Source organism: Anaerovibrio lipolyticus DSM 3074, assembly GCF_900141865.1.
In the GTDB taxonomy this organism is placed as follows: domain Bacteria; phylum Bacillota; class Negativicutes; order Selenomonadales; family Selenomonadaceae; genus Anaerovibrio; species Anaerovibrio lipolyticus.
This window is the reverse complement of record NZ_FQYW01000007.1, coordinates 142,796-164,172: the sequence shown is the minus strand read 5'-3', so window position 1 is coordinate 164,172 and position 21,377 is coordinate 142,796. Positions and strand designations below refer to the sequence as shown.

The window sequence follows — 21,377 nt, the reverse complement described above, 5'->3', positions numbered from 1 at the left end:
GTTTTTTAGATAAATTTTCCATAAAATGGGAATTCTGATATAATGCTTAAAAAGGGGTGATTTTTATGTCCAGTATAGGAGCACGTTTAAAATACTGCCGCGAAAAATTACGCTACCTCCAAAAAGACATTGAAGCCGTTACCGGAATTAGCAGTAAGTCCATTTCCAACTGGGAGCAGGGCAGGTCGTTCCCTTCCCTAACAGATTTGAGAACACTTGCTAATTTATACCATGTTTCTACAGACTTTATCATAGGTGATGTCAATGTCTATCAAGACGCCTTAAAAGAACAACAGGAATCTGATTTTTTAAAAGTCCTTTTTAAAAATGACCCCGAAATGAAGGGGCTAATAAAAAGCGTCAGACTTGACGGTTCCGTTCTTGACAATGATGCCATCTATCATCTGTCTCCCGAAAACATAGCCTTCATAAAGAACGCCATTAGACTGGCGATCATTGAAGCAAAACAAAAAGGGCAGACGGATGTGGAAATAAACCCTTAGGTGGTGAATCGCATGGATGAGGCCGAGTTAATCTCACGTATCGGAGAATTTACCATTGTTCTCTCTGACGGTACCGAGATTAAGGTGGTTTTAGAACCAACCTCTACCACTCCTGAGAGCCCGAAAGACTAACCCTTTTTCGAGTTTTCAAGTCTACTGAAAAGTAGCCAGGCTTTCCTCTTATCAAAGAGCAAAGTCTGCGTTAAAATAGGCCTTTTCCATACAAAATTTGCTAATACAAAATTAAAAAAGAGGCGCTGCTATCATGTTTGAATTCGAGGAAGAATGTAAACAACACATAGAAGCCCGCAAATGGGGTTTACTGAGAAATGTATATTGCAGTGAATATATTTCACTAAAAAAATCCAATGACTTTGAAGGTGCCCTTAAATACTTACTTATAACCCTTTTCTATGATTTGTCAGGCATGGGTAACCACAACAATGTATCTAAATATGACTCTTTAAAATGGGTATTTGAAACAAGGTTATGGGGTGACCTCAGTCTTCTGCTGAAAAAACTTAATTTATCTGACACTGGGTTAGATACTATTTTTAAAGATTCAATCTCACAATGTATTGCCAGGCCTCCGTTTTCTTACTTCAATGATGACATCATGGTATTGATTATCATAGACCATTTACATCAGCATAACGACCTACTAGAGAAGTATAGGCCTTATGCAAATACTCCTAAAATTGGTAGCAAGGACTACTATTTTTATGATGATACCAAATCTCTTGACTATAACCTCAAACATGGTCTTTTTGACAAATAAGGAATGATGCCCCATGGCAAAAGTCAGAACACGCAAACGAGGAAAAACCTATAGCTACATTTTTGAAGCCGGAAAGACTGCCGAAGGAAAACGCCACGTCATCGAAAAAGGCGGATTCGAGTCTGAGGATGCAGCCTACGAAGAAGGACTCAAAGCGTATACCGACTGGAAACACGGAGGTATAGGAATAACCAACGAAAACCTGCTTGTTTCCGAACTCCTTACCTTGTGGTATGACCAGTACAAAAATGAGCTTTCCCGTGGCAGCCAAGACAACTATGAACGTGGTATACGAATACTCAAATCACTAATTGGACACATACCCTTGGAACAGCTACGGCCTAGAGATATTGACTTCATGCTTAAAAAACTGGCCAGTGAGGATAAATCCCAAAGCTACCTAAAGCACATCAAGTCCGTTCTCAATATGGCACTCAGCTATGCTGTATACCCTGCCGAACTGATCAAATCCAACCCTGCAACCGAAATCCATATACCAAAGAACACCCGAACAGGAATCGTCAAAAGAGTCATTGTTACCCCTGAGAAATTCGCTGAAATTATTGAAAAGTTCCCCTTTGGTACTTTTATGCACATAATCTTTATGCTTGCCTACCACACAGGTATGCGCATCAGCGAAATTTGCGGGCTGACTTGGGAGAATGTGGACTTGACCAATAGAATCATCACAGTCAAGACACAGCTTGTCTATGTGGCCCGAACACATTTCTTTAAGGGACTAAAAACTGACTCCAGTTACCGCACCATCTACATTGACTCCGTACTAGCTGAAACACTCACAAAATGGAAAACCCTGCAGCAACAAAACAAAGAACGGATGCAGGGTGGATATCTAAAATGCTACTCCAATGAAAAGCAGGAAGTCACCATAGCTTCTTCCTCTTTGAATATCCAAGGGCAAACACCCATCAACTTGGTGGTAACAGACCTCGATGGTAGGCCAGTACACGCCCGCAACACTTTTTACTATTTCAAACAGTTTGGTCTTAATGCACATTCCTTTAGGCACACCCACGCCACCATGCTTGCCGAAGCAGAGGTTGGCCCTAAAGAGGTTGCCGCAAGGTTAGGCCACAGCAAAATAGACCTGACTATGAATCTTTACACAAAAACAACAGAAAAAATGTTGAAAAATACCAGCTCAAAATTCGAGCAGATTATCAAAAATAATGCAGACAAAGACGCCAATGCAGACAAAAAGCAGACAAATTAAAAGAGGGTTCCCTAAATATCAAGGGAATCCTCTCCATTTTACCAAGGGGTAAAATAGGTTAAAAGGAGGTTATCGTATGATTTCTACTAAAGGAAGATATGCCGTTCGCTTTATGATAGACATGGCCCAGCAGCCTGATGACAAACCCGTAACCCTTGATGATGTTGCCCAGCGCCAGGAGGTTTCCAAGAAATATATGGAACGCGTGGTAAAAATGCTGGTCAGTGCCGGACTGGTGAAGGGAACCAGTGGCAAGGGCGGTGGCTATCGCCTTCTGCGCAAGCCTGAGGAATATAATGTATTGGAGATTCTCCAGGTCACCGAGGGCCGTCTCACCTCTGTTGCCTGTCTGCAGGAAGGCGCTGAGGAATGCCCACGGGAAGCAAAATGTCTCACCCTGCCAATGTGGAAGCTCTTTGATGAAATGGTGAAGGACTTCTTCACCAACATCACCATTGCTGACCTTATCAAGGGTCACGAGCAAAACTCATAAGCAAAATTCATAATTAAAAAGAAAAGCAGAAACCGCAATCAAGCGATTTCTGCTTTTTATATTACTTTTTCTTGGAAGCCTCATACTCTGGGATAATCCTGTTCTTGGCGATCTTGCCGGTGGAAGTTCTAGGCAATGCCTCCACCTCATGGAATTCACGAGGAATCTTATAAAGGGCCAGATTTTTCTGGAGGTATTTCTTTAGCTCCCTAACATTTACAGTTTCTCCTTCACCTACCGCATAGAAGCAAGCCCCCGCATTACCGCGGAGCTTATCTGGAACACCTACTACTGCGCATTCAGTGATGCCTGGATAATGATAAACAAGCTCCTCTATCTCGCGGGGATACACATTTTCACCCATGGAAATAATAATATCCTTTATGCGATCCACTACATAGAGGAAGCCCTCCTCGTCTTCACGCACCACATCACCGGTATGGAACCAGCCATCATGCAGGGCAGCTCCAGTTGCCTCAGGAAGGTTCCAATAACCCAGCATTACATTGTTGCCCTTGACCACCAGCTCTCCGGCTTCACCCTTGGCTACCTCCTGGTTTTCCCCGCTCATTATCTTATATTCAATGCCCTGAACCACAGGACCAATGGAGCCAATCTTGGCAGTTGCAGGAGAATTCATGGTAACCACTGGAGATGTTTCAGAAAGGCCATAGCCCTCACAAAGGGTAATGCCAAAATTGTTCTTGAAATCCTCGGCAATCTTTAATGGCAATGTGGTACCACCACTGACCACCATACGCAGGGTCTTCATATCCTCAGGTTTGGCCAGCTTATTTAAAAGGGCACAAATACTTGGAACCACATGGGTATCAGTAATGCCATAATCACGAATGGTTTCAATGGTTTCCTTTGGAGTAAACTTATCCAGAATAACCATCTTGCCTCCCACATACAGCGGGTACATAACGGACAGGGTCCAGCCAAAGCAATGGTACATAGGCAATACGCAAAGCTCCACCAAATCACTGGTACCGTGGGCCACCTCGTGATACTGCTCATCATTGGCAATAATATTTCTGTGGCAAAGCACCGCTCCCTTTGGATTACCAGTGGTACCAGATGTGTAAATAATCACACAAGGTTCAGTGTCCTTAAAGTCATCAGGCAGCTTGGGAGCATCCGGACAGCTCTGCTCCTGATAGCAGTATCTGAGATTATGCTGCTGAACATTTTCCGTAAAATGTAATTCATCAAGAGCCTCTGCAATATCCAATTCCTTATATGTAAGTACATGGATAATGCCCGCATCCTTAACAATATAAGCTATTTCCCGATTACTTAGCTGAAAATTAATAGGCACCGCCAAGGCACCCAGAGAAACAATAGCCATATATGCAAGGAGAATATCTGAGTTGTTCCGTGAAAAAATACCTACCCGATCTCCCCGGCGAACACCTATATTGTATAGGTAGTTTCGGTATTCCTTTACAGAATTCTGCAAATCCTTATATGTAAATGTACGTTCTTTGTCGATAACAGCAACTGCATCGTCTTTACCACGATAAACCAAATCATGTATTAACATATAGCTTTTACACTCATCCTTCTACTATAATCTCTCATTATCTCTTTTTGTCTAACTGATACAGTATAACAGAATTTCATCACATTGCCAATTAATTCATATCAAATATGACTGACAATTTCAAACATCAAAATAAAAAATAATTCATAAAAATTATTAGCTATAAACGATAATAAAACAGCATAGATTGTGATATAATACTATAGCGAAAAAGGAGGGTTTTATTTGAATGATTTAACAATTCGCCAAAAACTATATATGGTATTTGGGTTGTTGCTGATTATTATCACCGCAACCAACCTCTTTTCCGGGTATAGTTTAAACAGTATTAATAATGGTGCCATGAGAATCGCAACAGAGCATCTTAATGGTGTTATGGCCGCGTCCAACAGCAACCAGACCTTGACAGACTACCGTCAGGGTGAATACAGTGTTTTCACCGCAACTACTCTGCCAAATAGGATTTATGCCATACAGCAGACTAAAAAGCTCGGCGATCAGCTGGACATTGCCTTTAAGGACATCGAGCCAACACTTACCGGGGATAATGCCTCACTTTTCCAGACTATAGTCAGCAATTGGCAGACCTATCGGAAAAACTCTGAGGTTATGATCAATCTTATTTCAGAAGGTAAGCACGCCGAAGCAGCTGTTATGCTTGATAAATCAAAACAGGACTATCAGGTTATCAGCAACGACCTTACAAGGCTTCTGGATGCACAAAAGGATTTTATCCATGCTGAAACAGCAGATGCAGAAGCAAAATATGCTGTTACCAGAAATACTTTAATTTTCACCTTTGTTATAATCCTTGTTCTGTCCGCATTTATGGGCTGGTATCTCAGCTCCACCATTCAGAAGTCTATCACCTATCTGATGAATATCTCCAAGGAGATTGCTGGTGGTAATCTGACAGTGGATGTTTCTGCCAAAACCAACGACGAATTCGGTGAGCTGACAAATTCCTACAAGGACACAGTTCATAATCTCCGTACCCTTATTGGACATATTCATAAAACAGCGCAGGACGTTTCCGGATTTGCCAAGCAGCTTACGGAAAATGCTGAACAGTCTGCCCAGGCAACTAATCAGGTGGCTATGTCCATCACCAATGTGGCGTCCAATGCCAATATGCAGGAAACTGCTGTAACCAATTCATCAAATGATATCAACCTTCTGGCTGAAAATCTTGAGGGCTTTGCAAATAAGGCTTCTGCCTCCAACGAAGCTGCCCATAATGTGCAGGACATTGCCAGCCATGGTGCAGAATCCATTGCCGACGCAGTCCGCCAGATGGAAGAAATCTCTGAAGCAGTTATCAAATCTGCTGAAGTTATTAAACAGCTGGCTGAACGCTCCAACGAAATTGGCACTATTAGTGACACCATTTCAAGTATTGCATCCCAGACCAATCTGCTGGCTTTAAACGCTGCTATCGAGGCTGCCCGTGCCGGCGAAGCTGGCCGTGGATTTGCGGTAGTTGCCGAAGAGGTTCGCAAGCTTGCTGAGGAATCCAACACTGCCGCTTTGCGTATAGCAGATCTGATTTCCGATATCCAAAAGGATACAGATCATGCTGTTAACCGTATGAATCGTGGTACCGAGGTTGTGAAGGCTGGTCAGGAGGTTGTCACCAACGCCGGTGATGCTTTCAATCAAATTGTTAGTGCTGTTGAGAATCTGGCTGAGCATTCCCGTGATATTCTTAACGAGGCCACCAGCTCCTCCTCCAACGCCGCCAATCTGGTTAGCAACATGGCTGCACTGGAGAAGACTGGCAGGGAAGTGGCCACTGAAACCGAATCCGTATCTGCAGCTACTGAAGAACAGGCAGCTTCCATGGACGAAATCGCCAATGCCAGCCGCAAGATGGCAGAGCTCTCTGTTGACCTGCAGAATGCTACTGACAAATTTAAGATTTGATTGTCAAAAGGAGAGAATATTAAGTGAAAAAAATAATCGCTTTAGCATCACTTTTACTTCTTGTAGCAACCTTTCTGGTTAGCGGATGCGGTTCTGACAACGGTTCCAACAAGAAAGTTGCTATAAGCTTTGCCAATTCATCTGCCAGCTGGCAGAAAAACGGCAACAGCGTGAAGGAAGATCTGGAAAAAGAGGGCTTCCAGGTTGATCTGCAGTTTGCTGATACCGAGGATCAGCAGATTGAACAAATAAAGAAGATGATTCAGGACCATCCTGGCTGCCTCGTTATTGGCGCAGTAAATGGTGAAAAGCTCACCGAGGTTTTAAAGGACGCAAAGGCTGAAAACATTCCTGTCATTGCCTATGACCGCCTGATTATGAACACTGATGCCGTATCCTACTATGCTTCCTTTGATAATGAGGCTGTTGGTAAGGCCATGAGTGAATATCTGGTGGCAGCCCTTAACCTCAAATCCGGTGCTGGTCCTTACAACATTGAGGTATTTGCCGGGGATCCAAAGGATAACAATGCTCACATGTTCTTTACTGGTTCCATGGAGGTGCTTAAGCCATACTTCGATAATGGTCAGCTTGTAAGTCGCAGTAACGAAACCAGCTTTGAGCAGGCTGCCACCAAGGACTGGGACGGTAAGAATGCTCAGGCCCGCATGGACAAGCTCATCAGCACCTACTATTCCGATGGTAATCTGGCTGCTGTTCTTGCTCCAAATGATGGCTGTGCCGCTGGCATCCGTGCTTCTTTACAGGCAAATTATCATGGTGCTTGGCCACTTATTACCGGCCAGGATGCCGAAGCCAGTGCCATTGAGGCCATCCGCTCTGGTACTCAGGCTATTACCATTTATAAATCCTCAGATGACCTTAATGCTAAGTGTATCCGCATGATTAAGGCCGTAGTTGAGGGAACTCAGCCTGCCATCAATGACAAAACCACCTACAATAATGGTGTTATGACGGTTCCGGCTTATTTGTGTATTCCAATGATAATCGATAAGGACAACACAAATCTCGTAAAATAATGATCTGTTTTGTACGTAGAAAACGCCTTGACTCAATGAGCCAAGGCGTTTTAAGTTTATCATCGTTGTTTTTTAGAATCAGTCACTGGCAACAGTGTTTTCAATGGCCACATACTTCAGCATGATATGACCACTGGTTCTGTTGGTTGCAAGTGGTACATTGTGAACATCACAAAGTCTCAGCAGTGCGTTAATATCAGGCTCGTGAGGCTGTGAGGTAAGTGGATCGCGAAGGAATATTACATAATCAACCTCGCCAGTAGCAACCTTTGCACCAATCTGCTGGTCACCGCCAAGAGGACCAGACATCATGGTCTCAACATCTATACCAAACTTTTCCTTGATTCTGGTACCAGTGGTATTGGTAGCAATCAAGTGGCAGCCCTTCAGTAAATCAATATGCTGCTCTACAAATTCCAGCATTTCTTCCTTCTTCTTATCATGAGCAATCAGTGCAATAGTCTGCATTAAAATCGACCTCTTTTCTTTTTTCTTTTCCTATTATCGTACATCATGAAATATAACATTAATAAGTGAAAAAAACCTGTAAAAGTCAGATTTTATTCCCAACTTTGATTATACATCAGTTACAGCCTATTTAACACTGTTTTTTAACTTAATTCATCTTGAAATTCTCAACAGCTTTCAGCATATCCTTGGCCATTTCTGCCAATACGCCGCTGGAGCTTTCAATCTCACTCATAGTTGCGGTCAACTCCTCACTGGCAGCGGATACACTTTCTGCCTCGGAGGAAACTGATGAGCTTTTTACAGCCACTGTCTGGATAGCTCCACCAATGGTCTTGGTATTTTCATTCAGAGCATTAACGATATTGTCCATTTCCTGAGACGCTTCCACTACCTTACGAACCATTTCCGCAATCTCATTAAAGCTGGCACCGGAATCCTGTACCACCTTGGTACCAGCTTCCACCCGACCTACACCTTCCTGCATTACAGCCACAGCCTTTTGGCTCTTTTCCTGAATAGATGTAATAAGGCCAGCTATTTCACCAGCAGACTCACTGGACTGCTCAGCCAGCTTCCTTACTTCATCAGCGACAACGGCAAAGCCACGGCCATGCTCGCCTGCACGGGCTGCCTCAATAGCTGCATTAAGTGCCAGCAAATTAGTCTGGGTGGCAATGGAAGAAATAGTATCAACAATCTTACCAATGCGATCAGATTCCTCACCCAATTCTGTAATGACAGCTGCTGATTGGGTTACAGAAGTTTGAATCAGCTTCATCTGCTCTACTGCTCCATCAACTGTCTTTGCCTCCGCAACAGCCTTTTCCTGGGTAACCTGAACCACTTCACTTGAATGCTGAATGGTATTTACGAAATTCATCATGTGCTGTCCCAGTGTTTCCACCTGACCATTGGCAGTTTCAATTTCGGTAAACTGCTCCGAACAGTTGCCTGCCACATTTACCATGGAATTGGCCACGGAATTGGAAACCTCTGCTGACTGGCTGGCACTGTCATTAAGCTGTCCGGCAGAATCAGTAACCTGCTGGGCGGTCTCCATAACTTTTTTCATCATAGTGCTGATACTGGACTGCAAGGTACGCATAGCCTGACGCATTTCGCCGATTTCATCGTTAGAATCAAAACGTGCGTCATCACTGCTGGCAGTACGGAAATCTCCGGTAGCAAAAACCTTCAGCCTGTCAGTTACGCTAATGATAGGCTGAATAATTTTATTTGCAAATACATAACCTATAAAAATAAACAATATCTGCAGAACTAATACAAAAGCCCCCATCTTCATAAGGCCAGACCACAATGCAGCATTGGCCTCTTCTTCCTGCTGGGCCACCATGGCATCAATATGATCAATCCACACACCAGTACCCAAAACCCACTGGTAAGGAGCAAAAGCCACGGTATAATTTCGCTTTGGCAGCGGCGTATCCTCACCTGGCTTTGCAAACATCAGGTCAGTGAATCCGCCACCATCCTTACGGCCATTTTTAATCATTTCTTCAATAAAGCGGGTGCCATTTGGGTCTACGGAATTTATACGGCTCTTGCCTTCTGTCGGACGCCCCAAGAGAACCACATTAACCCCATCATAGGTGTCAATCCAGAAATAGCCGGCACCATTATCATAGCGCATAGCTCTCACCCGATCTGCAGCCTCTTTTTTTGCCTGCTCCTCGGTAAGAGTTCCGTTCTGCTGAAGGCTGTATACGTAATTTATTACGGAAACAGCACTTTCAGTCTGATCCTTAAGCTGTTTCTCAATATCCTGAGTCAATGTTGCCCTATAGGTTTCCACCTGTCGCTTTGATTCATCTACCATGCTGTATACCATCATTATGCCAATACATAAAGTAGTCAGCAAAGATATGGCAACTACAACAAAAATCACCTTGTTTTTTAATGATATCTTCATTAAACTTCCCCCTCTTGCATTTCCGTAGGAATACTCCCCCCTACATCGCAGAATACTCACTATTATATATATAATAGTGAGTATTCTACGTTCTACATAAAAATCCTTCTTTTTTATTTATAAATTGTATGATAAATTATTTCAAGAAGCAACTATCCATCAAACTAACCAGCAAATGGCAAGTCAATGTATTAGCCTATAAAAGCAAGAAATTATAAATAATATTTGAAAAATTGTGTAGCTTTATTGTATCAAATTTTATATAATGGTCTTATAAATTAAACATTTTTTACACGGAACTAAATTTTAACAGTGAGGAGAATTAGTGTCATGGAAGATATAAAGGAGGACAGCGGGAAAACGCTGGTTGAACTAACAACAGACAGAATTATTGATTATATCACTTCCAGGCAGCTGAAGCCTGGCGACAAGGTTCCCACCGAAGCAGAGTTTCTTGACAGATTTGCTGTAAGCCGTGGTACTTTGCGGGAGGCATTTAAGGTTTTGATTGCCCGCAACATTCTGGAAAGTCGTCAGGGGGCCGGCACATTTATTTCTGAAAAACAGGGTATTCCTGATGATCCACTAGGGCTTACTTTTATCTATGACGACCAGATGTTGGCACTGGACATGATTGACCTTAGACTGATGATTGAGCCAAAGGCCGCCCAGTTGGCCGCTGTAAATGCTACGGAGGAACAGAAGCAGGCCCTTATTGATATGATGAAGGCCCTTGAGGATCGCATTAGCAAAGGTGAATCTTATGTGGCCGAGGACGGCAAATTTCATCAGCTTATTGCTGAATCCACTGGAAACAGGATTATTGGCAATCTTACCTATATTCTCTTTTCTTTCATTGAAAAGAATATTTCACTGACCCTCAACAACCTCAGTGTATCAAATACACTCTACTATCATCGCCGCATTTTAAAGGCCATTTTGGAGGGTAAGATTTTTGACGCCTATAATGCCATGACAAACCACCTTAGTCTTATTCGTGAATATATGATAAAAGCCGACGAATACTCACAAAATAAAATAGAGGAGCAAAGCTAAGTTCAAATCTATATGACTTTTCAAATTCCATTTAATTTCAACAATGTTATATTTGCACAAAACATTATCACCGGCATAGGTTTTATGCCGGTGAATTTCCACTTTCCAGGGGTGAATCCCCATACGGATAGCTGTATCAGCTTTGGTGTAAAAAAATTCAACAGCTTCTCTGCCATAGAAGAACAGGTCATCCTTTTCTATGACGATGGAGATATGAAAGCCCCTAATAAGGGTTTTCTCCTTACCACCAAAGGTATGCACATCCTGGGCTATCCTTGGTTTATTCCCATGGAACGATTAATTGGCAGCAATATACAGCTTACCAAGTCCCAGTTTGGCTTTGATTTGACAATGTATTATCCTGAGGGAGTCTCTCCGATATCAGATACCTATAAGATATATGTGCCAAACGATATGCTGATTCCTATACTGCGCATGGTATTTAAACAGTTGTCCGAGCAGGACCATATGGCCCCTGTGGGTAAGGAAAAACGCGTAAAGAAATTCTGTACCAGCTGTGGCACCAAGCTGCTTCCAGGCGCGAAATTTTGCCAAAACTGCGGTATCAAGCTATATTAATCCGTACAGAAAAAGTTGACTATACTGCAAAACGTGATGATATATTTGAGGCTGTTTTACCTAACAGGATTAGCACCACCTACCAAAAAGGATGGGAGGAAACCGACACATCAACTGTCTCTGCAATATATTCTAACAAATATTCCTATCCCATTCAATTTAACACTGCCCAATAGAAAGAGCCAGCCCGAAAGCTGACTCTTATTTTTTTCCAATAATCATTATACATTTTTTTATTATATCAGGATGCCCATAATGGGCATCGAAGGTGAATACTCGTTTCCTTCTGATTTTGTTTTTGGTCCAAGAGCCTAGCACACCTCACTGACGGCTTATCGCAAGGGTATACGTTGCAGCCATCGGCGCCATAAGGAGCCGTTGTCTGCCCTTGCGGCCTGTGAGGTATGCCCTTTCCTGGCCATCAAAAACAAAAAATTCAGCCTGTAAAAGCTAATGCTTTTTGAATGACAATAGAGTATGAAAAATGGTAAAATATAGTATGATATATTTGAGATAAAGGAGTGAATTAGAAATGCTTATTCCAGATACTCCTCAAAATCGTAAAATTGCAGAAGTTGCAGCAACATTGGCAATTGAAAATATGTATCTTAGTAAGGCTTTCATTAAAGAAATAATAAAAGTATCAGAGGGAAAGAAAACCTATGAGCAATTACGCCAGGAGGTTATAGCGGAATATGCACGTTGATAAGTATCGCTATCCTAATTCAAATGTGTTAATAAATAAATTAGGAATAACCAGCAAAAAAGACTTATTAAATGCTGAAGTCCGTTTGACGTATATTCGCCTGAAAGAACTTGAAATTAAACCATTAAAAGGCAAATATGATTTTAAACACCTAAAAGCTATTCATAAATATATATTTCAAGATCTTTATGATTGGGCAGGAAAAGAACGAACTGTAGATATTGGGAAAGGCAACCTGTTTTGTCCAGCATGTAACATTCCAAGCTATGCTGAAACTGTATTTTCAAAATATTATGTTCAGTGTTACGAAGCAAGAACGGATTATAATAAATTTATAAATGTTCTTGCTGAAAATTACGGTGATTTAAATGCTTTACATCCTTTTAGAGAAGGCAATGGACGAACCCAAAGAGAATTTGCCAGATTAATTTGCTTGGCATGTGGATATAGGTTTAAATTAACCCATACCACTCACCAAGATATGCTAAAAGCAAGTATTTTATCTTTTAATCAAGTTGATAATTCACTGTTTGAGAAGATATTTTCCAATGGTGTTACCTTACTCACAGAAGAGCAACCTTCTCTTGGAACATTAGATATTTTGACATCCGATGACCTTGATATAAAGAATACGATCACTGATGATTATGGTTATGAAGAATATAATGCTTCAGATGAACAAATCAATTTTTACAAAACCAAAATAAAAAATATGAAAAAGACAGTAAAAAAACACTCTTTTACACGATAGAAAGGATGATATTTATGGGATGGTTTGGTTCCGGTGTTAATCATGAACCTTATGATAAAGACGGTAATCCGCAGACTACCGGCCACGAATCGGCTGCTATAGTACAAACCTTTGGTACAAATGATCTGGATCATGTTTTGGCTGCATACGCACCAAGCTTAACTAAATGTATTAATTCACAATCTCGTGGATTAACAGAAACTAAGCAAATGGTAGCTGAATTAGCTGAAATTATTAAACAGCAAAACCAGCAGATTGCAGAAATGAGTAAGAAGCTTAACGCTCTGGAGAGATAATTGACTTTAGGATTACGTATGATATAATGAGCATAAGAAAAGAGGCAGTTGATGTTTGCTCCGTCAGTTTCCTCAGAATTTATAATCTCAGTAAAACCGACCACGGCAAATGGTCGGTTTTATATTTACCCTTGTAATTTACTTTACATAGGTAAAAATGGCAACCAAGAGGTTTAGAAGTGCTATCAACAAGGATAGCTGCTCGTAAAGACCCATAGGCACCACCTCCCAAAAAAGATGGTAGGAAACCGACACATCAACATGCCCCTCGATGTCCATTATATCAAACATCTATACCCCATTCAATTTAACAATGCCCATTAGAAAGAGCCAGCCCGGAAGCTGACTCTTATTTTATTTAGTTTCTTCAAAAGGATCTTTACTGCCATTAGGATTTAAGTCTGACATCTTACCGTATTTATGAACAGCATTATCATAGATATTACCTGGCTTCTGTGGATCAAATTTATCCTGAAGCTTATTGCCATAATGTTCACTTGTTTTTGAAGGTGCATCGGCAACATCAGCAACCGTATTGACAACCTTTTGGGCTGCTCCTGATGCCATCCCGGCTGCACTAAAACCATAGTAAGGATTGTTCCCGGCATTAGAGATTATAAATTCATATAATCCTTTTTACTTATGAATACATAAAAAGGCATTTACCAGGCTTAGAAAATTAGCATTCTAAACCTACAAATGCCTTTTGTATTTTTATATTTTTAATATCAACCGATTTTTACCTTCCCCACCAGCTCGGATACATGGCTGAGGTTATGTTTTTCCAGATATGCATCGATTCCCTCGGCTACACGGACCACTGCGTCTGGGTGGACGAAGTTTTCGGCGCCTACGGCAACGGTGGATGCACCGGCCAAAAGGAACTCGATGGCATCCTCAGCAGTGGCAATGCCGCCCAAACCCATAATAGGGATGTTAACCGCCTGGGCCACCTGATACACCATTCGCACTGCAATAGGCTTTACCGCAGGGCCCGAAAGTCCCCCGGTTACATTGCCCAAAAGTGGCTTCCATGTATTAATATCAATCACCATGCCAGTAAGGGTATTAATCAGAGCCAAGGCATCAGCACCGGCTTTCTCTACGGCCCTGGCCATGACTGTAATATCCGTAACATTAGGTGACAGCTTTACAATAACAGGCTTAGTGGTATGGGCCTTCACCTCTTTGGTAACAGCAGCTGCAGCCTTGGGATCTGTACCAAAGACGATGCCCCCCTCCTTAACATTAGGACAGGAAATGTTGACCTCAATACCATCAACCCCATCCACATCCAGCTTCTCAGCCATTATGCCATAGTCCTCCACGGAGCTGCCGGAGAAATTGGCAATAAAAGCGGTGTTAGGGGCTTCCTTTCGTACCTTAGGAAGGATATCCCTTAAAAATACATCAATGCCGGGATTTTCCAGCCCAATGCAATTAAGCATACCAGATGGGGTTTCTGCAATACGCACCCCTTCATTACCAGCCCTTGGCAATGGGGTCAGCCCCTTGGAAATAATAGCTCCCACCTGATCTAAGTCGAGGAAATCGCTGTATTCAACGCCAAAGCCGAAGGTTCCGGAGGCTCCCATAACAGGGGTAGCCATTCTGATACCGGCAAAATCAGTTGCCAATCTTGTTAAATTCATCAGCCAAATACCTCCTCTGCATCAAATACTGGACCGTCACCGCATACCTTCCAACGCTTGCCGCTCTTACCCTCAAAGGTACAGCCAAGACACACCCCAAAGCCACAGGCCATGCGCTTTTCCAGAGAAACCTCACACTCAATGCCCTGTTTTATGGCCAGCTCTGCAATCCCCTTCATCATAACAGTAGATCCACAAACCTTAATATGCTTAATGTCCGGGTATTCCTTCAGTATGTCCGGAATGGCATCAATGGCAAAGCCCTTGCGGCCGTACGAGCCATCATCTGTGGTATATACCAGCTTTTCAGCAAAATTCTCTACGAAATCGCTCCAAAACAGCTCCTTGTGATTGCGTACTCCCAAAAGGATAACAGGCTTAGGACCATCCAGCTCCTTGCTCAAATGACGTGCAGTATAAATAATAGGGGCAATGCCTACGCCCCCGCCAATAAGGAGAGTTCTGCCTTCATTTTTAAAGGAAAAGCCGTTGCCCAAAGGGCCCTCCACACTGATAGGCGCCCCGTCATCCAGCTGGGCCAGCTCCTGGGTTCCCTTGCCAGCCTTGCGGTATATAAGAAGCAACAGCCCCTGCTCTTTGTCCACATCGGCTACACCAAAGGGACGGCGCAGATAGGTACTGCCCATTTCATTTTTTATCATAACGAACTGACCCGGCTTTGCCACAGATACAATATCTGGGCACTCCAGTACAAGAGCATTAACATCGGCGGATAATTCCCAGTTGGAAACAATATTGCCTATCTCCACCAGTTTTTTGGTTTCATTCATTTCGCAATCACCTCATCTAATAATTAAACCATATTACCAGCTATTTTGCCACCTTCTATACTTCCTTCCCCTATTTCTCCCACAATATCTTCAAAAACGAACTATCCCAAAAGGAAAGCTGCCCAGTGATGAGCAGCTTTTGAAATGTAAAATAACTGTATTTTAATGTTGTTTAATTTTATTAGAATTTAATATTTGCACCAACGATGAAGGTACGACCCTGAAGAGGATAATAGAAGCCTGTATAAGTAGATTTAGGTACCACATAATATACCTGATTAGTAATATTATTAATCTTGAAATAGATATCTATATTATCCGTTGCCTTGTAACTAGTGTTGAAATCCCAAATAGCATAGTGGTTGCGACCATAAGCCGAATCATCAAGGCCACTGCCGAAGCGCCCCATAAGGTTAGCCTTCCACCGGTCACATTTATAATGAACCCCCAAACGATACCCATTTGGCTCATAATAAGAAACCTGTTTGTCATCAGTCTTGCTGCTAATATATGAGTAACCAGCCTCATAGGACCAACGGTCAGACAAAGCACCATTCAAAGAAATATTAATTCCCTGCTTCTTTTCATTGGACACATTTTTAGCATCAGTCAAGAAAGTAACTGGGTTGTATACCCATTTAATAGCATCATCAATATCACTCCAGAAGTAATTCACATCCAAAATGGCCTTTTCGGAAAATTCATGGGTTACTCCAACGGTTTCTACATGGCCGGACTCAGGCTTCAGATTTGGATTACCCTTCATCCAAGCATCAGTATAGAACATATCATCAGCTGTAGGAGCCTTAAAGACCTTACCCCAAGAAGCATACAATCTGGTCTGCTTAGTTGGCTGATAATTGAGAGCTGCCTTTGGAGACCAATGGGTACCAAAAGCATCGTGATGATCCATCCGTAAACCCGGTACAAAGGTCCACTGGTCATCAAGCTTGATGGTATCCTGCACAAATAAACCATAGGTGGTGATATCCTTATCCTCGTAACCGCTCTGTTTGTTTGTGGAAGAACTCTTACGCCATTCACCGCCAGCAACGATTTTATGGTTGCCTAGCTGCCAACCATTCTGATATTCCAAGCTATGGCTGTGAGTGTCATATTTTCCCTGATAATCGGTGCTCTTGTAGTTGACCCCATAGCGCAAGAATCCCTGTACAGGCTGATTTTCCTTAAAATTATAGGTAATAGAACCATAATTATAATTGTGATCCTGATGACGTAATAAAGCATCTTCCTGAATACCAGCATCCGCTTGTCTATGGGTGAACATAAGTCTTAGAGAATCACTATCCGTGAATTTTTTATCAAGGCGTAAATAGAGGCTTTTCTTATTATAGCCGCTGTTATTGCGACGAACATCTTCCCCATTATCACCTTTATACCTATAATAATCCCTTTCCTGAAGTCCAGCGGTAGCAAACCAGCTCCAATCGCCTTCACTTCCTTGATTACTAAGCTCCAAATTATGCGTACCAAAGGAACCTATATTCATATCCAAGGTGGTCTCTGCCATGCTGCCCTTCTTGGTGATAATATTTACCACACCACCTACAGCATCACTACCGTAGAGAGCAGAACCGGCCCCTTTTACCACCTCAATGCGCTCAATATTCTTTACAGAAGGAATCATCCCCAAATTAGCACTGGCCCGGCCCATGGAGCCCTGGTCATTATTCAGACGCTGGCCATCAATCATAATCACAACACGTTGGTCACCATTGATAACTACTTCTTGGTCACCATTGGAGTTACCATTGTTCACAACCACACCATTTACATGGGTAAGAGCTTCAGCTACATCGCTGTAGTGATTATCCTCAATCTGCTCAGCGGTGATAACTGTTACATCAGCAGGAGTGCTCATACGGGATGATGGCATACGCTCCGCCGTAACTACCACATCCACAATATCATCATCCTGGGCCACAGCTTCAGCCTGGCACACTGCCGTACCAGAGTACAGCATACCCAGAGCCAATGAGGCCAACACCATTTTCTTCAAATCCCTTTGCATTACATATTCCTCCTATTACCTCTCAACAGCCGACAGATATTGTTGTGGCTCCAGCTTGAATTTGTCACCATATACCCGATAGGCAATCTCCTGAACCGCAAAAACAAAATCCTGTGAGCAATTATATATATAACCCTCATCTGGCATCAGCAGGGCACCATTTTTAATGGCTTTCATTCCCTGTAGCCCCGGGTCATTTATGTATTCAGACCGGATACGGTTGATATCCACCTCTCCATGATTGTTATAGGATGGCAGAAACAAAAAATCTGGATTTATGTCCACCATTTTTTCCTTGGTCATAATCTGTCCATTTTGGATACCCGCAGCGGCAGCACCATTTATTACCCCCGCCAGCTGACAGGCCTCATCAAAGGCACAGCCCGCACCGCCGTAATCCTTCATAAGGGATATTAGCAATACGCTTTTTCGCTCTGACTGAGGAATTTCTGCCACCTTGGCCTTGATTTCCCCAAGCTTTTCATCCATCTTTTTTAAAAGAATATCTCCCCGCTGGGGCTCCCCCACAGCCTGGGCCAACAGAGTAATAGTTTCCTTTATATCCTGTAAATTCTTTGGTCCCTTGCAAACCACCACCGGGATTCCCAAATCCCTTAGGGCCGCCACTCTTGAAAGATCTCCCCAATCCGGCTCGATAACCAAATCCGGCTGAAGTGCTGCTATCTCCTCAACAGATGGATATTTTATTTTTGTCGGTACCTGCTTTCCCAGCTCCACCATATTGGAACTGGAAGGATCATCCAACAAGGAATTAACTGCCACCATGCGCTCCGGCTCCACCAGCCCCAGCATCATTTCATCGGTGCTCATGGACATGGTTAATATCCTCTTAGGCTTGGCAGGGATAGTAACCTTGGTACCCTGAATATCTGTAACTGTATAAGCTGCCGAAGTATCTGCAGTTTTTGTGTCCTGCTTACAGCCAACCAAAGAAATAAGCACCAGCAACATAAGGACTGCAATATTCCACTTAATAAATCTATTCAATGTTCTTTCCTCCGAACAAATAAAATAACCAAAGCAATATAAAAACCGCCCCAATGAAAAAAGGACGGCTTAAAACTCGCTAATCCCCTTCCCATCTCTCGTAGGTCAAACGGTGATTGTTAATTAGGCAGTTCTCCTGGCTCCGGATCATGGCTCCTCCGCTCCTTCCCAGGTTTCCCCAGTGGCATTGCGTGCAGATTCGCTCCCCGATACAGTGGCGTGACCGCGCCGGCATTTAACCGACTTTTCTATTAAGTCTTGCGACACCTAACCCTTTATTATATTGTTCTAAAATACATTCCTCATGGTATCATCAGATGAATTTATTGTCAACGCAAAATATAATTAACAACTATATCATGTAAAGCATTATTTTATTTCGTTACTAAAGTCCTATAACAAAATAAGAGCCATGATATGGTGTAAATTCATCTTATCATGGCTCATATTTTTAATTATATGAATTTCTACATTGCAAATTTTCGTTTACGCTTCCAAATCATACCTTGAACTTGCCCATGGCTGTCTGCAAATCAGTAGCCAGGCTGGACAGGGCATTGGCGGCGGCAGCAATTTCCTCGCTGGAGGCGGACTGTTCCTCAGCTGCTGCGGAAATAGTCTGGGTCTCCTCAGAGGTATCACGGCAAACCTTGTCAATGTTGTCCATAGAACCTACCACATCCTGCATCCCCTTGGATACGGTCTGAACTGCGGCATTGATTTCTTCCATTTCATTCTTGATGGAGGATACACGGGCTGTGATATCCTTAAACTGCTCGCCCACATCACGGATAGCCTGTGTACCCATAGCAACCTCCTGGGTACCGGATTCCATAGCATCCACAGCTTCCTTGGTATCGCCTTGAATAACGGAAATACGGTTCTTGATTTGCTCAGCAGACTCCTGGGACTGCTCTGCCAGCTTGCGAACCTCCTCAGCTACTACAGCAAAGCCACGACCAGCCTCGCCAGCGCGGGCTGCCTCAATAGCTGCATTAAGGGCCAGCAAATTGGTCTGGTCAGCAATGGAGGAAATACTGTCAACGATTTCACCGATCTGTGCGGAGTTTTCGCCCAGTTTTTTAACTACCTCAGCAGAATTAGCAACGCTTCTTTCGATATTGTTAATCTTTTCCATGGCGTTCTGCATCAGCTGAGCACCAGTATCTGCAGCTCCGGCCATCTGCTCTGTATTCTCCGTAACACTGCCGGCCTTATCAGTCATTACACTGATATCCCCAAAGGCGGAATCTATACTGTGCTTAGCCTCATCCATGCTGGACAGCTGCTTTTCCATACCTCCGGCCACATCAACAACGGACTGTGCCACATGGGTTGCTGCCTCTGCTGCCTGCTGGGAGCTGGCTGTCAGCTCCTCACTGGATGCGGCCACCTGTTCTGCGGTATTCATGGTCTGAGTAATTATGCCCTTCAAATTATGAAGCATGGTATTAAAGCCTTCTGCCATCTGCCCCAATTCATCCTTGGAATCTACATTCAAAGGATTCAGGCGCAAATTACCCTTGGCCATCTCACTCATATTGGCACCAAGAGCATCGATTCTGGAAACCATATTGTTTGCCTGATATACAATACTGCCTACGCAGAGAGCAATCATAACGACACAAACAAAAATCATAATCTCGGTGAGGGTTACTGCCGGTGCATTGATTTCTTCCTGTGGCATCTTAATTGCCAGCTTCCAGTTTACCCCCGGTACAGTGGCAAAATACAGATTATTATCATCAAATTCCGTCATGCCACTTTCATTGCTAAGCAGAGCCTTAGCCGAAGCGGCCAAGCTCTTGTTTGCATCCTCGGTGATTTTAACACCATTTTCCACATCGGCAGGATTTTCTGAATATACATAGGTACCATCAGAGGTAACCAAAATTGCTTTGCCATTTTCACCAACCTTGATGCTAGCCATGAGCTCGCTGATTTCTTTGAGGGAGAAATCCACTGTTATACAACCCACATACTGGCCGGACAGGTCAAAAATAGGTGCAGAACAGGTGGACATAACTACCTTGGAGGTCGGATCATAATATGGATCGGTGATTAAAGCACCCTCTTTACCTTCCCCCTTGGCATTTTTATAATATTCCTGAGTAAAATAATTGTACTCCGCATTGCTGTACTCATAGGTTTCCTTGATGGAGCCCCCATCCTTGTACCAATATGGTCCCATATATTCCTGGGATGCATCAAAGGCAAAAGGCTCAAACCAGATACCACTTCCATAGAAGAAATCGTCCTTCTGGATGGTCTTGCCGATAACAGCCTTAAAGGTATCCATTGGAGCATTCTTGTATGTGGCGCCAACGAAACGGGCCGTGTTCACTGCAGTAGAACGGGCCATATTCAGCTTTTCATTAATATAATTCACATTGGCCTTCAGCTCTGAATTCATGGTGTTCTCTATCTGAGTTCCCAAGCTTCCACTGGAAGACACCACTGAAACTATGGTAAGAATAAGCATACCCAAAATTACAACGGGCAGCGTCCCTACCAGCATTTTTCCTTTAATACCCATAGTAAAGCCTCCTTACATATTTGAAAACATGGTATTACTATTATTAACTAAA

Annotated in this window: 22 protein-coding genes and 1 riboswitch; of the genes, 12 read left to right on the top strand and 10 right to left on the bottom strand. The window is 42.9% G+C overall.

Annotated elements, in window-relative coordinates:
* Positions 1-65 precede the first annotated feature (65 nt).
* The 5 genes from B6K08_RS04855 to B6K08_RS04840 all read left to right on the top strand — a co-directional run bounded on the left by B6K08_RS04855 (position 66) and on the right by B6K08_RS04840 (position 3,008).
* Positions 66-503 carry a helix-turn-helix domain-containing protein gene (locus tag B6K08_RS04855; RefSeq protein ID WP_080325539.1) on the top strand — a complete coding sequence of 146 codons (438 nt, stop codon included), beginning with the start codon at positions 66-68 and terminating at the stop codon, positions 501-503.
* Positions 504-635, top strand: a complete 132-nt coding sequence (locus B6K08_RS14175; protein WP_268761933.1) for a hypothetical protein — start codon at positions 504-506, stop codon at positions 633-635.
* Between the two features lie 133 nt (positions 636-768).
* On the top strand, positions 769-1,281 hold the full coding sequence (locus tag B6K08_RS04850; protein WP_080325538.1) for a hypothetical protein: 513 nt from the start codon (positions 769-771) through the stop codon (positions 1,279-1,281).
* A 13-nt stretch (positions 1,282-1,294) separates the two neighbouring features.
* Complete coding sequence (locus B6K08_RS04845; RefSeq protein ID WP_080325537.1) at positions 1,295-2,515, top strand: site-specific integrase; 1,221 nt, start codon at positions 1,295-1,297, stop codon at positions 2,513-2,515.
* 76 nt (positions 2,516-2,591) lie between these two features.
* A complete protein-coding gene (locus B6K08_RS04840) occupies positions 2,592-3,008 on the top strand; it encodes an RrF2 family transcriptional regulator (protein WP_080325536.1) in 417 nt (138 codons plus the stop codon).
* Positions 3,009-3,069: 61 nt separating this feature from the next.
* Here the strand turns inward: B6K08_RS04840 and B6K08_RS04835 are convergent, their stop codons facing one another.
* Entirely contained in the window at positions 3,070-4,554 is a 1,485-nt protein-coding gene (locus B6K08_RS04835; RefSeq protein ID WP_080325535.1) for a class I adenylate-forming enzyme family protein, read from the bottom strand.
* A 225-nt stretch (positions 4,555-4,779) separates the two neighbouring features.
* Between B6K08_RS04835 and B6K08_RS04830 the strand changes: the two genes are divergently transcribed.
* The gene (locus B6K08_RS04830) at positions 4,780-6,477 is read left to right on the top strand and encodes a methyl-accepting chemotaxis protein (RefSeq protein ID WP_052211791.1); all 1,698 of its coding nucleotides are present in this window, start codon (positions 4,780-4,782) and stop codon (positions 6,475-6,477) included.
* Positions 6,478-6,500: 23 nt separating this feature from the next.
* On the top strand, positions 6,501-7,517 hold the full coding sequence (locus B6K08_RS04825; RefSeq protein WP_080325534.1) for a substrate-binding domain-containing protein: 1,017 nt from the start codon (positions 6,501-6,503) through the stop codon (positions 7,515-7,517).
* 78 nt (positions 7,518-7,595) lie between these two features.
* On the opposite strand, the gene B6K08_RS04820 is transcribed toward B6K08_RS04825, so the two are convergent.
* Positions 7,596-7,985: a methylglyoxal synthase gene (locus tag B6K08_RS04820; RefSeq protein WP_027396563.1), complete on the bottom strand. Its 390-nt coding sequence runs from the start codon at positions 7,983-7,985 to the stop codon at positions 7,596-7,598.
* Positions 7,986-8,133: 148 nt separating this feature from the next.
* Positions 8,134-9,918: a methyl-accepting chemotaxis protein gene (locus B6K08_RS04815; protein WP_200810383.1), complete on the bottom strand. Its 1,785-nt coding sequence runs from the start codon at positions 9,916-9,918 to the stop codon at positions 8,134-8,136.
* Between the two features lie 330 nt (positions 9,919-10,248).
* On the opposite strand from B6K08_RS04815, the gene B6K08_RS04810 reads away from it, so the two are divergent.
* From B6K08_RS04810 to B6K08_RS04795, 5 genes are all read left to right on the top strand, one after another.
* Entirely contained in the window at positions 10,249-10,974 is a 726-nt protein-coding gene (locus tag B6K08_RS04810; protein WP_080325533.1) for a FadR/GntR family transcriptional regulator, read from the top strand.
* 84 nt (positions 10,975-11,058) lie between these two features.
* Complete coding sequence (locus B6K08_RS04805) at positions 11,059-11,553, top strand: zinc ribbon domain-containing protein (RefSeq protein WP_159446697.1); 495 nt, start codon at positions 11,059-11,061, stop codon at positions 11,551-11,553.
* Between the two features lie 532 nt (positions 11,554-12,085).
* The gene (locus B6K08_RS13730; RefSeq protein ID WP_159446696.1) at positions 12,086-12,259 is read left to right on the top strand and encodes a hypothetical protein; all 174 of its coding nucleotides are present in this window, start codon (positions 12,086-12,088) and stop codon (positions 12,257-12,259) included.
* Positions 12,249-13,010 carry a Fic/DOC family protein gene (locus tag B6K08_RS04800; protein WP_072033508.1) on the top strand — a complete coding sequence of 254 codons (762 nt, stop codon included), beginning with the start codon at positions 12,249-12,251 and terminating at the stop codon, positions 13,008-13,010. The genes B6K08_RS13730 and B6K08_RS04800 overlap by 11 nt, the downstream gene beginning before the upstream one ends.
* 14 nt (positions 13,011-13,024) lie before the next feature.
* On the top strand, positions 13,025-13,306 hold the full coding sequence (locus B6K08_RS04795; RefSeq protein WP_039211592.1) for a hypothetical protein: 282 nt from the start codon (positions 13,025-13,027) through the stop codon (positions 13,304-13,306).
* 138 nt (positions 13,307-13,444) lie between these two features.
* Here B6K08_RS04795 and B6K08_RS13725 read toward each other — a convergent pair whose 3' ends face one another.
* The 7 genes from B6K08_RS13725 to B6K08_RS04765 all read right to left on the bottom strand — a co-directional run bounded on the left by B6K08_RS13725 (position 13,445) and on the right by B6K08_RS04765 (position 21,325).
* Positions 13,445-13,597: a hypothetical protein gene (locus B6K08_RS13725; RefSeq protein ID WP_159446695.1), complete on the bottom strand. Its 153-nt coding sequence runs from the start codon at positions 13,595-13,597 to the stop codon at positions 13,445-13,447.
* A gap of 63 nt (positions 13,598-13,660) precedes the next feature.
* A complete protein-coding gene (locus B6K08_RS04790) occupies positions 13,661-13,873 on the bottom strand; it encodes a hypothetical protein (protein WP_039211589.1) in 213 nt (70 codons plus the stop codon).
* A 161-nt stretch (positions 13,874-14,034) separates the two neighbouring features.
* On the bottom strand, positions 14,035-14,958 hold the full coding sequence (locus tag B6K08_RS04785; RefSeq protein ID WP_039211587.1) for a dihydroorotate dehydrogenase: 924 nt from the start codon (positions 14,956-14,958) through the stop codon (positions 14,035-14,037).
* The gene (locus tag B6K08_RS04780; RefSeq protein ID WP_080325531.1) at positions 14,958-15,749 is read right to left on the bottom strand and encodes a dihydroorotate dehydrogenase electron transfer subunit; all 792 of its coding nucleotides are present in this window, start codon (positions 15,747-15,749) and stop codon (positions 14,958-14,960) included. The genes B6K08_RS04785 and B6K08_RS04780 overlap by 1 nt, the downstream gene beginning before the upstream one ends.
* 181 nt (positions 15,750-15,930) lie before the next feature.
* A complete protein-coding gene (locus B6K08_RS04775; RefSeq protein WP_080325530.1) occupies positions 15,931-17,781 on the bottom strand; it encodes a TonB-dependent receptor plug domain-containing protein in 1,851 nt (616 codons plus the stop codon).
* A 15-nt stretch (positions 17,782-17,796) separates the two neighbouring features.
* Positions 17,797-18,753 carry an ABC transporter substrate-binding protein gene (locus tag B6K08_RS04770; RefSeq protein WP_080325560.1) on the bottom strand — a complete coding sequence of 319 codons (957 nt, stop codon included), beginning with the start codon at positions 18,751-18,753 and terminating at the stop codon, positions 17,797-17,799.
* A 145-nt stretch (positions 18,754-18,898) separates the two neighbouring features.
* A riboswitch (cobalamin riboswitch) is annotated at positions 18,899-19,075 on the bottom strand.
* Between the two features lie 213 nt (positions 19,076-19,288).
* The gene (locus B6K08_RS04765) at positions 19,289-21,325 is read right to left on the bottom strand and encodes a methyl-accepting chemotaxis protein (protein WP_080325529.1); all 2,037 of its coding nucleotides are present in this window, start codon (positions 21,323-21,325) and stop codon (positions 19,289-19,291) included.
* Positions 21,326-21,377 lie beyond the last annotated feature (52 nt).